The organism is Pseudoalteromonas ulvae UL12 (assembly GCF_014925405.1).
GTDB classification, from domain to species: Bacteria; Pseudomonadota; Gammaproteobacteria; order Enterobacterales; family Alteromonadaceae; genus Pseudoalteromonas; species Pseudoalteromonas ulvae.
The window spans coordinates 843,548-856,917 of the sequence record NZ_AQHJ01000035.1; the positions used below are offsets into that span (position 1 = coordinate 843,548).

The following is a 13,370-nucleotide window of genomic DNA, read 5'->3' on the forward strand; positions in this document are numbered from 1 at the left end:
AGCTTTTCATTTATAAATAAGTCGCTAAATATTCTATTGGATGTTTTGGTTTAGTTTTCTCAAACCGTTTTACTTGGCTGCGGCAGGAAAAACCGGTAGCGACAATATCTTCAATCGGCTTATTTTCAATATGTTGTTTCCAACTCATCTCGTAGAGTGTTTTTGAATTTAATTGATTTTGTTTTTCATGACCATAGGTTCCGGCCATGCCACAACAGCCAATTTGAGGAGTGTTTAATTCGATACCAACATCGGCAAAAATATTTTTCCAAATTGTTGTTGCACCAGGTAAAGCGGTTGTTTCTGTGCAGTGACTTAATAACGTTATTTGTTTACCAATGCGTTTATTTAAATCTTGGAACTGACAGTTTTGTAAATACTCATGTGCCAGCAGGACATTAAAATCTCCACGCTGATCTTTTAAAACAGACACATATTCATCGCGGTAACACATGACTAATGAAGCATCGAGTCCGACTAACGGAATATTTAATTGGCTTACTTGATTTAAAAATTGAGCTGCAGTCGTCGCGGTGGCATTAAACTCTTCTAAAAAACCTTTCACGTGCTGGGCTTTACCATTAGGTTTGAATGGGAGCACTTGTACTTTTTTACCTAACTTTTCAAGTACTGTGATAAAAGCAGTCACTAATTCAGCTTCGTAAAAACTAGTAAAGGGATCTTGAACGATTAAGACTGTATTTGATTTTTCTTCATCACTTAACGCTTGCAAGGAAGACATATTAAATACATGTGATTGACTTAATCTACTTTTTAAATCAGGTTGACTTAAAATCGGTGTATCTACATAGCCTATGGTTTTTTTGATTAGATTTTGTATCAATTGGTTTTTCAAAAAAGGATTAATCAGCCAATTAACACGAGACATTAATGGGGCTGTTTTTTCAATGTTCGCGACCACATAATCTTTTAATGGGCGACCATATATAGCATGATAAAAATTTAAAAACCGTGATCGGAATGTTGGGACATCGACTTTAATTGGGCACGCTGTTGTACAAGCTTTACAGGCTAAGCATTCATCCATTGACTGTTTCACTTCGTGATTAAAGTCATAGACGTTTGCTTTTTTATCGATATTATTTTGAAATTTTTGGAACCATGAAAGTGATTGCCCGTTTACTAATTGGTGCTCTGTATTGAGTAAATCGATGTCTTGTTCGTTTTGCAACCGCAACCATTCTCGCATAAGACTTGCTCGGCCTTTTGGCGAAAACCGCCTATCACCAGTGACTTTGTAAGATGGGCACATCGGAGAGTTTTCATCATAATTAAAACATAATCCATTTCCATTGCAATTCATGGCGTTAGAAAAATCGGCCTTCACTTCGGTTGGAATTTGTTTATCGAGCCAAGCGCGTTTTTGATCATCGACACTCACTAACTGCTCATTTGATGATAGAGGCGTACAAATTTTACCAGGGTTAATCCGGTTTTTTGGGTCAAAGATGGTTTTAATTTTTCTTAATTGTAGATACAGATCTTCGCCAAAAAACTCTGGGCCATATTCGCTTCTATAACCTTTCCCGTGTTCACCCCACATTAAGCCGCCGTATTTGGCGGTTAATTTTACGACCTCATCTGAAATTGTTCTTAATAGTTTTTCTTGAATAGGATCACACATATCTAAAGCCGGGCGAACATGAAGCACCCCCGCATCGACATGGCCGAACATGCCATAACTCAAATTATGTCTGTCGAGTAAGGTTCTAAATTCAACAATAAAATCAGCGAGATTTTCTGGTGGTACGGCGGTATCTTCAGCAAACGCAAGAGGCTTTTGTTGCCCTTTTGTATTCCCTAATAAACCAACCGACTTTTTACGCATGGCATAAATTTTTAAAATATCAGCTTTATCAGTCAAAACCTGATAGCCAATGACTCCTGCTTCTTCGTTCTGTATTAGCGCATCGAGCTTGTCACACAACAAAGTGACTTTTTCATCTATGTCAGTTTGTTGCTCTGCATTAAATTCGACCATATTTAAGCCGAGCATTTGTTTATTGGGGATATCTGTTATTAAGTCCGATACTGAGTGCCAGATTAAATCTTCTTTAGCTAAATTAAGGACTTTACTATCTACAGTTTCTACTGACGTTGCATTTGCAGCGACTAAAAATGGTGAGTTTCGTAATGCAGAATCAAAACTGTCGTACTTGATATTAATCAGCGTTTTAAAAGGCGCAATGGGAGTTAAATTTAGTTTTGCTTCAGTCACAATCCCTAATGAACCTTCTGAGCCTGTAATGATCCGGGATAAATCAAATGTATCTAGGTCATCACTCAAAATATGTTCAAGATCATAGCCAGTCAAAAAGCGGTTTAGGCGTGGAAACTTTGCAATAATTTCATTTCTTTTAGACAGCCCGATATCGAGAACTGTTCGGTATATTTCCCCCTCAAGATTGCTTTGCTCAGCAATTGCTTGTGCCTGTTTTGTTGGCATTGCGTATGTGTTGATTTCAGTTCCATTCATCAACGATGTTTTTAAACCTAAAACATGATCACTTGTTTTACCGTATACGAGGGAGCCTTGCCCTGAAGCATCTGTATTAATCATGCCACCAATTGTGGCTCTATTACTGGTCGACAGATCAGGAGAAAAGAAAAAACCATAGGGCTTTAGGAAATCATTAAGCTGATCTTTTATAACACCGGTTTGCACTCGAACCCATTTTTCTTCTACATTAATTTCGAGTATTTTTCGCATGTGTCTAGACAGATCAATGACCACACCTGGGGTGAGAGATTGTCCATTGGTGCCGGTTCCGCCGCCTCTTGGACCAAATTTAATTGAGTGGAAAGCCTCATTATTAGCTAAAGCCAATATCGTATTTATGTCAGCCGACGTTTTTGGAAATAATACTGCTTGAGGCAATTGTTGGTAAATACTGTTGTCTGTTGCATTAACAATTCGCGTCGCATAGGAGTGATCGATATCACCAGTAAAAGGAGAATTTTTTAATTGAGAGATGAACTCATAAACCAATGGAGGTAAGAGGTGCTGCTGACTTATTTTTGCAATCATGACGGTTTAGTTGCTGAGATTTTTTTCTATTATATCACGTTAATATTTAATGAAAATTGAGCTATTGATGTTTTGTAACAACATTTAACAATTGGAAATGACTAATTGGTTATACTCTAGGGGCTGTTGATCTTTCGTGATGATTTTTGCAGCGAATTGTTGGGCATTTATACAAGGAAGCGCTTTTGTGGTATAGCGAGCTACACGAAAAAGCAATAACGCAGTAAAAATACCCAACAAACGCTGCCCGAAGGGGTCGGCTAAAAGCGTATTTATCTTTGTTGAGCAGTATTTGCTTAGAATGACTAGGCTACACACTGCTCGCCGCGATAAAAACGCTTTTATCTCGCACAAAATTTAAACACGAAAGAAACAACCCCAATCAAGGAGTGAATAATTATGAAAAAATATTTTTTTATTGTTGTGGCGGGATTGTGTTTTTGTCTTGGCTTGATGTTTGTGATCGTACCAGGGCCATCTTTGATTTTTTTTATTGCTGGTTTATTTTTACTTTCTTTTTATTATCCAAAGGCGCGAGATTATTTAAGTCATTGCCAACGTTTACTTAAAGTGTCATGCCAACAATTAGATAAATTTTTTAAGCGTTAAAAAAGGAGCCGAAGCTCCTTTTTATTGTTTTCTTATTTAGCCAGTTGCTTAGCTAGGTACAACCAAGTTTCTAATACCGTATCTGGGTTTAACGAGACAGAATCGATGCCTTGTTCGACCAACCAAGCTGCGAAATCTTCATGATCAGATGGGCCCTGACCACAAATTCCGACATACTTGCCTTTGGCTTTTGCACTTTGAATTGCCATTGATAATAACTTTTTAATCGCAGGATTACGTTCATCAAATAAATGAGCAATTAAACCAGAATCGCGATCTAGGCCAAGTGTTAATTGTGTTAAGTCATTCGACCCAATTGAGAAACCATCAAAATACTCTAAGAACTCATCAGCTAGTAACGCGTTTGATGGTAGTTCACACATCATAATGACTTTTAGACCATTTTCACCGCGTTTAAGGCCATGCTCTTCAAGTAATTCAATAACACGTTTACCTTCTTCAAGTGTTCTAACAAATGGAATCATGATTTCTACATTTGTTAAATCCATTTGATTTCTGACTCGTTTAATCGCTTCACATTCTAGAGCAAAACAATCACGGAAGTCTTCAGAGATATAACGAGCAGCGCCTCTAAAACCAATCATTGGGTTTTCTTCTTCAGGCTCGTATTGACGACCCCCAACGAGGTTTGCATATTCGTTTGACTTAAAGTCAGACATCCGAACAATCACTCGTTCCGGTGCAAATGCACAGCCTAGTGTTGCTATGCCTTCCACTAATTTGGCGATATAGAATTCGACAGGTGATTCGTAGCCTGCAATCATGTCATTGATTTCAGATTTTACCGAATCAGATTGAGCATCATAATTAATTAATGCTTTAGGATGCACACCAATCATACGGTTAATTATGAATTCAAGGCGGGCAAGGCCCACACCAGCATGAGGTAAACGAGCGAAATCAAATGCACGATCAGGATTACCGACATTCATCATGATTTTCATTGGTAGAGAAGGCATTTCATCTATGCGAGATGTGATCACTTCGTGTTTTAGTTCACCTTGGTAAATATACCCTGTGTCACCTTCGGCGCACGAAACAGTCACATGTTGGTTCGCTTTGATTAAATCAGTTGCGTTGCCACAGCCAACAACGGCAGGAATACCTAATTCGCGGGCAATGATTGCAGCGTGGCAGGTACGTCCACCTCGGTTAGTAACAATGGCTGCAGCACGCTTCATGATAGGTTCCCAATCAGGATCTGTCATATCTGTGACTAAAACATCACCAACTTGAACTTGATCCATTTCAGAAATATCGTTGAGCACTCGCACAACACCTGAACCTATTTTGTGCCCTATCGCGCGTCCTTCAGCAATCACCGTTGAGGTTTCATTTAACTGATAACGCTCCATGACATTGGCATCTTCGTTAGAGCGTACGGTTTCAGGGCGAGCTTGAACAATATACAACTTGCCGTCGTTACCATCTTTTGCCCACTCAATATCCATTGGGCGACCATAATGCTTTTCGATAATAACCGCTTGTTTTGCAAGCTCCATGACTTCTTCATCAGTGATTGAAAACTGATTAGAACGAGCAGGCTCAATATCTATGATTTCGACTTGTTTTCCATGACTCAAATCTGATGAATACACCATTTCAATGGCTTTAGAGCCTAAATTACGACGTACAACTGACGGGCAATTTTTTGCAAGTGTTGGTTTGTGGACATAAAATTCATCTGGGTTAACCGCACCTTGTACCACCATTTCACCAAGACCGTAGCTTGATGTAACAAACACAACGTCTTCAAAACCAGATTCGGTATCAATACTGAACATGACCCCAGATGAGGCTTTATCTGAGCGAACCATACGCTGAATACCGGCTGATAACGCGACTCCACGATGATCGTAGCCTTGGTGTACGCGATACGAAATGGCTCGGTCATTAAATAATGACGCAAATACATGTTTAATCGCCGTCATGACGGCATCGATACCACGTACATTTAAGAATGTTTCTTGCTGACCCGCGAATGATGCATCAGGCATGTCTTCTGCTGTAGCAGATGAACGTACAGCAAAAGAGACATCTGCAGTTTCGTCACCATGCAAGGAGCTATAAGCTTGACGAATTGCACTATCTAAGTCTGCTTGAAATGGAGTATCAATAATCCATTGACGGATATCGGCGCCAACTTTCGCAAGCTTATTTACATCATCAACATCAAGGTGATCGAGTACTGCATAAATTTTTGCATTGAGACCTGACTGCTCTAAGAAGTCATTAAATGCTTCAGAAGTGGTTGCAAAACCACCAGGAACTTGTACACCTGCAGTCGCTAAATTAGAAATCATTTCACCTAAAGATGCATTTTTACCACCTACGCGTGGAACATCATGCATGCCTAAGTCTTGATACCAGAGGATATATTCTTGTGAGAGTTTGTTACTATTTGAAATCATTTAATATATTTCACTATATAGTTAGGGGGCTCAAAATAATTTACGTGCTTGTGCAACCATTTTAAACATGCCCTTGTTTTTGAACGGGGTTAATACAGAAATTATAAGTCATGAACCGACACTTACCACTTTATAATGGGTGAGTTACACCGTTTAAAAATGTCTTTCGTAAATGTCTCGTTAATTCTACACTGTGCGGCATAGCGACGTAAACACACGATGTTGCTTAATCTTGTTTGGCAACAATAAACATGCATGTTTGTTGAATTTTTAGGAGTTAAAATGCGATCTGCTTTTTATATTTCAGATGGAACAGCGATTACCGCAGAGGTATTTGGGCATGCAACCTTGTCTTTATTCCCTGTTGAATTCAAACATATTACCATCCCATTTGTTGAAACCGTCGAAAAAGCTTTAGAAATTAAAGCTCAAATTAATGCCTGCTCAAAAATTTCAGGTGAGCGTCCATTGGTATTTTATACGTTTGTTAACCCTGAATTGAGCGATATTCTCAATGAAGCCGATGCGATCACGTATGATTTTTTAACCACAATCAGTGATAAAGTGCAAAGTGAATTGAAGGTTGCGCCGGTACCGAGGACACATCGTACTCATAGCATCCACGAAAAAAATTATGACTTTAGGATTGATGCTGTAAATTACGCGCTGGCTAATGACGATGGCTCTAACTTAAAAGATTATGATGAAGCTGACATTATTCTTGTTGGCGTAAGCCGATGTGGTAAAACTCCGACAAGCCTTTATTTAGCGCTTCAGTATGGGATTAAGGCTGCCAACTATCCTTTCACTGAAGATGATATGGACGAATTGAGGTTACCTAAAGCCTTAATCCCCTATCGCAAAAAATTATTTGGTTTGACGATTGAGCCTGAGCGTTTAGCCGCTATTAGGCATGAACGGATGGCCAACTCGCGTTATGCATCACTGCGTCAATGCCGTTTAGAGATACGTGAAGTGGAAATGCTTTATAAGAATAATAAAATTCCTTATTTAAGCTCGACGCATTATTCCGTTGAAGAGATCTCTGCAAAAATTTTAGCTGAAACGGGTTTAGAAAGGCGAAAATATTAAAAAAAGCACCTTATGGTGCTTTTTCGTTGTTAAGATTTTTTTCGAGCGTCTTTTAATAAATCAGCAACTAAAAACCCGAGCTCTAATACTTGATCTGCGTTTAAGCGCGGATCACATTGAGTACGATATCGTTGTGCTAGATCGTGCTCAGATAAACCATAAGCACCACCGGTACACTCAGTAACATGTTGACCCGTCATTTCTAAATGAATGCCACCAGGGTATGAGCCTTCAGACTTGTGCACCGCAAAAAATTGGCTAATTTCGCGTAATATATTGTTAAAGCTACGAGTTTTATAGCCTGTATTGGCTTTTTCGGTATTACCGTGCATCGGATCTGAACTCCAGACTACTTTACGTCCCTCTTCTTGCACGCGTCTGACTAAAGCAGGCAGTTTTTCAGGTAGCACATCTGCGCCCATACGGGTTATTAGCGTTAAACGACCAGGAATGTTTTCAGGGTTGACTGCATCAATTAAACGAATTAATTCATCAGGGTCCATACCCGGGCCGACTTTGACACCAATCGGGTTTTTAATCCCACGGAAAAACTCAATATGAGCATGGTCCAATTGTCGAGTACGTTCACCAATCCAAACAAAGTGAGCTGAACAATCATACCAATCACCAGAGAGGTGATCGCGTCTTGTGAGTGCTTCTTCATAACCTAATAAAAGTGCTTCATGAGACGTATATAAATCCGTTTCACGTAAAGATGGTGCATTAGTTGAATTAATGCCACACACTTCCATAAACTCTAATGAGTCTTGAATACGATCAGCAAGACGTTGGTATTTATCTTTAAGCGGGTTCGCTGCAACGAAACTCATATTCCAACGATTTACTTGATGTAAATCAGCTAAACCACCTTGTGCAAACGCACGTAACAAGTTTAATGTTGCAGCACTATGGTGATAGGCCGTCATTAAACGTTGCGGATCAGGGATTCGAGCCTCTGGCGTGAATTCGAAATTATTGATGATATCGCCACGGTACGAAGGCAAACTAACGCCATCAATCGTTTCATAATCTGTTGAACGTGGCTTGGCATATTGCCCTGCCATACGCGCGATTTTAACGACAGGACATTTCCCGCCATACGTCAAAACAACGGCCATTTGCATGATTGTTTTAAATGTATCGCGAATATTGGCAGCGTTAAAATCAGAAAATGACTCTGCGCAATCTCCACCTTGTAGTAAAAAGGCTTTTCCTTCACAAACAGCCGCTAGCTCTTTATAAAGGCTGCGTGTTTCTTCAGCAAACACTAAAGGGGGGGCGCTATTGAGTTGTTTTTCAACTTCAGCTAATTGTGCAGCATCAGGGTATTCTGGCTGCTGAACAATTGGTTTTTGTCTCCAACTATTTGGGTTCCAAGGTTCCACGTTAATTTCCTCATTCCGATTACCTCAGCCTTGAATTTACAGGTCTGGTGACAAATTTCAAGGTATAAACGTCGCTAAATACCAATTATTTGTACCTTAGAGTCATTTAAAGTATTAATAGAGCCCTCAGGCAAGGAAAATACCCGCATTAAAGTATCTTTTTTAATAGTTGAAGCATCAGTTACTACAGTGTGTATAGCCCCTTTATTCATGATTATTGCACTTTGATTGCAATTTAGTGCTAAGTTAAGTTCATGATGACATATTATGATGCAGTGATCCGCAGCCTGTTGTTTTAAATAATGATTTAACCAGTATTTATGTTTTACATCTAATCCTGTGTATGGCTCATCAAATAAAAGTAACTGAGGTGAGTGCGAGTCTATATTAAGTAAAACGCGCGCTAGATGTGCCCTTTGTTGCTCTCCGCCAGATAAATTGCAAATCTTTTTATCCAGTAATGGGAGTAAATCAAGGCCCGCTAAAATTATATGATTTGTTTTAGACTGTATATTTAAATCATTGTGCGCGATAAAAAGCATTTCTTTTACAGACAGAGAAAAATGAATGTCTTGTTGCTGAGTCAAATAACGTCTTAATTGACTGATATTAATAGTATTGAACAAAGTGACAGGCTCTTCACTAATGCTGATTATGCCTTTTTTAGCCGGAATTAAGCCTGATATAATATCTAACAGAGTCGTTTTACCTGAACCATTAGGGCCTAATAAGTGGTAAAACCCAGTGGACAATGTCAAAGAGATTGGACCTATTTTAAAGTCACGATTTATTGTGTATTCAACTTGTTCAATATTAAGCATAGCCTGCTCTATTTTTGAAATTTGAGAATAATACGCCGAGGAAGATGGGTCCGCCAATACATGTGGTGATAAGAGAAATTGGCAATTGATAAATTGTAAGCGTTCTTGATAACCACTCAATTAACAGCATAATCATAGCGCCATTAACAATTAATAAAGGAACAAGTCGTTTGTTACTGTGCCCAAATATCAATCGTGTCGCGTGAGGGACGAGTAAACCGATAAAGGTAATCATGCCTCCAAGCGTCACTGCACATGCCGTTAAAATACTGGCTAATATTAAGTTATTGCGACGACATTTAAGAGTGTTGAGGCCATATAAGCGCGCATTTTTATCACCTAAATAGATAAGATCAAGATGGTGACGTTTCGAAACTATATACGTTGTAATTAATACTACAAAAATACCGACTAAACAAAGCAGCGAATAATTTACGTGTTCAAAACTTCCTAGCATCCACATACTAAATTGTCGCAATTGTTCATTATTAGAGTAATAAATTATCCAACTGATCACTGCTGATGCCATTGTCGTGATACATATTCCACTTAAGATCAATGACGAGCCTGAATAATTCCCTAATCTCTTCGCTATCTTAAAAACACTGAATAAAGCAAAAGCACTGCCTATGCAGCCAAATAAAAACAAAAAGAACACATCATACTTAAAGTTGTAATAAGTGAAAACCGCAGCACCGAGTATTATAAATAAAGAACATAAGCTACTCACCCCTAATAAGCTCGGTTCTGCTAAAGGGTTACTCAGTAATAATTGGTACAAATGTCCGGCAATACTTAGTGAGATCCCTACTAAAATTGCGGTGATTATTTTTGGTAGGCGTAGTTCTAAAACTATCGTTTTTTCTAGTTCACTCATCTCAAAAATTGAGATAGTTGGAATGTGAAGACCTCCGTTAAAAGCGGCCAAATATAGAGTCAGACAAAACAAGAAGGTAAGTGAGTATATAGCCGTATTCTGCAATGCTTAATATCCATAAATAAATTTCGATGATTGTACCAAATACAATTAGATAAGATAGCCCAATTAAGAACACATCATACTTTTAATTTAATTAAGATATACTCAGCATCGAGAAAAAAATAAAAAAAGTAGACAAGTAAAATGCCTCAGGTAAGATACAAATAAAATGATTTAGTATGATGTGTTCTTATGGGTTACAAATTTAACCTTCGTAGTCAATTTGATTCGATCATGTTGATGACCAATGAATTAATAGAAGAATTAAAACAATTAGAGTCACCGTATTGTAGCTTTTATCACATACCGCCAGTACTCACTAAAGATGAGCAAACAATCCGTAACGAAATTATTATTAAACCCTATTTCGCAGATCATGCTTTTAATCAATGCTGCCAATCTTTAACCCATGTTTATCGTGAACATGAACATAGCGGTCGTGTTTTGAATCGCTACCCAGGCATTATCGCTGTTAATACCCAGAATCCTAGCGACTTAATTAATCGGATTAATCAGATAAACCAAGCCAAGCTTGCATTTAAAAATATGATTTTAAAGATTGGAAATAACGACTCTAGATTTGAAGCTGTTCATAATGCTATTCCTAATGTGTTAACGTTAGCGGTATATCGTCAAATCCACTTTGAACAAAATAAGCCCTTTTCTGTTCGCTTTACCTGGATGCACAAACACTCAATTAAAACTTTTACTAAAGCTGAAGCCATTACGCTGTTAAAAAACTCTGAGAATTATGGCGTTACAAACAAAATTAATGCCGAAGCTTGGCGAGCGCTTGTTAATAAAGAGTTGCTTCGTGTGTCATCATTATCTGATAAAGAAAAACTGAGGATACGCAGGCCTACTCCGGTTAGTCCTCAAGTTAATGTCAGGTTTGATGCAAAAAATAGGTATCACGTCAGTGCTGCGTTACCATTTATTTTAATCAATCCGAGCGAAGATGTTAAATTAGGCCATTTAACGGATTATTATAAAAAGGAAACAGATCCAAGGACAATCAAACGAGAGAGCTTAGTTGAACGATTATTCTTACAACGCTATTAACGAAAAAAGCAGTAATTATGTTAAATTACTGCTTTTTTACACGATACAAACAATAGCTTACTTAGAAACAATTTCGTCTAACTGATCACCATCAATAGTAAGCGCCTCTTCTACAATACGTTTACCGCTTTGAATTTCTAAACGTTTATTTTGCTTGTTTAGAGTCAGTATTTCTTCACAAAACTGATCAGATGGGTGCATTTCATAAGTGTAATCAATAATAATACCTGTTTTATCATCTTTAACATTTACAATCGTGTAATCTGATATCACACCCTTGTTGATTAAATCTTTCATTGTAGTCGTCATATCACGGCGAAGTGCTTTTAACTTATTCTCTGTAATTTCATCATTCGCGTATATCGAACCATATTTTTCCATAATAGAAAGTAAACGGAAATGATGAGTCTTACCTGGTGCCGCATATCGCCATAAGTGATAAAGACGAAGCATCATCCAACGGGATAAACCGCGTTTTAATTCTTGTGCTCGATTAAAGTAATAACCTTTATAATCTAAATTATCGATCATGTTATGAACAAATGCATTTAAGCACGCCACACATTTGACATTCCCGCCTTGGCCTTTTTTACCACTAAAGTGTAACGAAGATAAAAAATTCATATTTGATTCGTAAAATGAATCATCTACATTCGTATTTTTTGTATCGGTGGCAGAGTATTTGAATGAAAGCTTAGAACCTTGCAATGCTTCAAGAGATTCTTTTATTTGTGGAAAAGGCATCGACTGACCAACACCTTTCAGTTCTTGTGCTAACTCATTCATCGAAAAAACAACAGCGTATTGGATACCCGACTTAAAATTGATTTTTACAATTTTACCTTTTGATGCCAAACGGATTAACGCCCTTTCTACTTTTTCTTCTCGATCAGAAGGCCAAACTAAAAACTCTCGTTCTTCGCCATCTTCGCGGGAGCTTACAACCGCAGGAGTAATTTTTATTTCACCGTCGTATTGTATGCCGTCAATTTTTTCAGAAATTCGTCTTGTTACAATTGTTCTTTTCGGTGCTTCTTCTACAGGCAACTTCTTATGTCCAGATCGGACGAACCGACCCCATAAATCATAATGATTAAATGTATTTGAATAAGCACGTAACGCGTGGCTAGAATTTTCAATTGGAACTCTGACATCTTTATTATCAGTAAATAGCGCTAGGCTTTCATTATCATTGGCGCTTTCTACACCATGAATTTGGCCCCTTAGCGTATCTGGAAGATTCTCAACTGAAATCTTAACCTTGCTCGACATTGTTTTTTCCGTATAGTTTTTTATGACGAGTTATAACAACACATTCTCATCAAAAAGTTAATTATTAAAGTTAGTATAAAAGTGATCTGTCATTAAAAAAGATCATAGATCAACTGTATACTAAGTTAATTATGCAAAGATGATTTAATAGCTACTGAGATCAATATTTAACTAAGGTCACGTTTTCAGATCACTTTTTTACTAAGTTATTGCTCTTTTTTACAAGCGAAAAGCCTTATTAGGCAGATAAACGTACCTAATTTAATTATTTTTAGTACTTGAGTTAGTATTATGATGATCCAAATAAGTCTATTTGGGTCATTTAAGATTAGTACTGTGCATAACCGAACATCATCTTAGTACAGATCAGATCTTAGCTAAGTAAAGATCTGATCTTAATGTACATAAATGCTTCAAAAGGATTAAGATCCAATCAACTTAACTCTATTTAGTAAGTAACATATTGATCCAAAGTACTGAATAGATGAATAACGACCTGCACAACCTGTACATAAACTGTGATTAAAAAAAATAGTTAGTATAAAGTTGATCTACGAGTTATTAAGAATCAGATCTTAACCAAGTAAAATCCTGATCCAACATTTTATTATTTATTGTTATTTTTCAAAAGATTAAGTTAATATATTTAGTCCTTAACCTTTATTACCT

At 37.6% G+C, this 13,370-nt stretch carries 9 protein-coding genes; 3 read left to right on the forward strand and 6 right to left on the reverse strand.

What is annotated here, in order from left to right; all coding sequences use genetic code 11:
• Window positions 1-10 precede the first annotated feature (10 nt).
• Entirely contained in the window at window positions 11-3,049 is a 3,039-nt protein-coding gene (gene ydiJ, locus PULV_RS21785) for a D-2-hydroxyglutarate dehydrogenase YdiJ (protein ID WP_193332658.1), read from the reverse strand.
• 399 nt (window positions 3,050-3,448) lie between these two features.
• Between ydiJ and PULV_RS21790 the strand changes: the two genes are divergently transcribed.
• Window positions 3,449-3,658, forward strand: coding sequence for a PGPGW domain-containing protein (locus tag PULV_RS21790; RefSeq protein WP_086743370.1), 210 nt, complete (start codon window positions 3,449-3,451; stop codon window positions 3,656-3,658).
• Between the two features lie 32 nt (window positions 3,659-3,690).
• On the opposite strand, the gene ppsA is transcribed toward PULV_RS21790, so the two are convergent.
• Window positions 3,691-6,090 (reverse strand): phosphoenolpyruvate synthase, encoded by a 2,400-nt coding sequence (gene ppsA, locus PULV_RS21795; protein ID WP_193332659.1) that lies wholly within the window; start codon window positions 6,088-6,090, stop codon window positions 3,691-3,693.
• A 282-nt stretch (window positions 6,091-6,372) separates the two neighbouring features.
• On the opposite strand from ppsA, the gene ppsR reads away from it, so the two are divergent.
• The gene (gene ppsR / locus PULV_RS21800) at window positions 6,373-7,182 is read left to right on the forward strand and encodes a posphoenolpyruvate synthetase regulatory kinase/phosphorylase PpsR (protein WP_086743368.1); all 810 of its coding nucleotides are present in this window, start codon (window positions 6,373-6,375) and stop codon (window positions 7,180-7,182) included.
• A 29-nt stretch (window positions 7,183-7,211) separates the two neighbouring features.
• On the opposite strand, the gene PULV_RS21805 is transcribed toward ppsR, so the two are convergent.
• From PULV_RS21805 to PULV_RS21815, 3 genes are all read right to left on the reverse strand, one after another.
• Window positions 7,212-8,567 carry a class II 3-deoxy-7-phosphoheptulonate synthase gene (locus PULV_RS21805; protein ID WP_176365150.1) on the reverse strand — a complete coding sequence of 452 codons (1,356 nt, stop codon included), beginning with the start codon at window positions 8,565-8,567 and terminating at the stop codon, window positions 7,212-7,214.
• A gap of 74 nt (window positions 8,568-8,641) precedes the next feature.
• Window positions 8,642-9,388, reverse strand: coding sequence for an ATP-binding cassette domain-containing protein (locus PULV_RS21810; protein WP_193332660.1), 747 nt, complete (start codon window positions 9,386-9,388; stop codon window positions 8,642-8,644).
• On the reverse strand, window positions 9,381-10,370 hold the full coding sequence (locus PULV_RS21815; RefSeq protein ID WP_319609092.1) for a FecCD family ABC transporter permease: 990 nt from the start codon (window positions 10,368-10,370) through the stop codon (window positions 9,381-9,383). Before PULV_RS21815 ends, PULV_RS21810 begins: the two co-directional genes overlap by 8 nt.
• Before the next feature lie 189 nt (window positions 10,371-10,559).
• On the opposite strand from PULV_RS21815, the gene PULV_RS21820 reads away from it, so the two are divergent.
• Window positions 10,560-11,429, forward strand: coding sequence for a DNA replication terminus site-binding protein (locus PULV_RS21820; RefSeq protein ID WP_193332662.1), 870 nt, complete (start codon window positions 10,560-10,562; stop codon window positions 11,427-11,429).
• A 57-nt stretch (window positions 11,430-11,486) separates the two neighbouring features.
• On the opposite strand, the gene PULV_RS21825 is transcribed toward PULV_RS21820, so the two are convergent.
• Window positions 11,487-12,701: a replication protein A gene (locus PULV_RS21825; protein ID WP_086743363.1), complete on the reverse strand. Its 1,215-nt coding sequence runs from the start codon at window positions 12,699-12,701 to the stop codon at window positions 11,487-11,489.
• Between the last annotated feature and the right edge of the window lie 669 nt (window positions 12,702-13,370).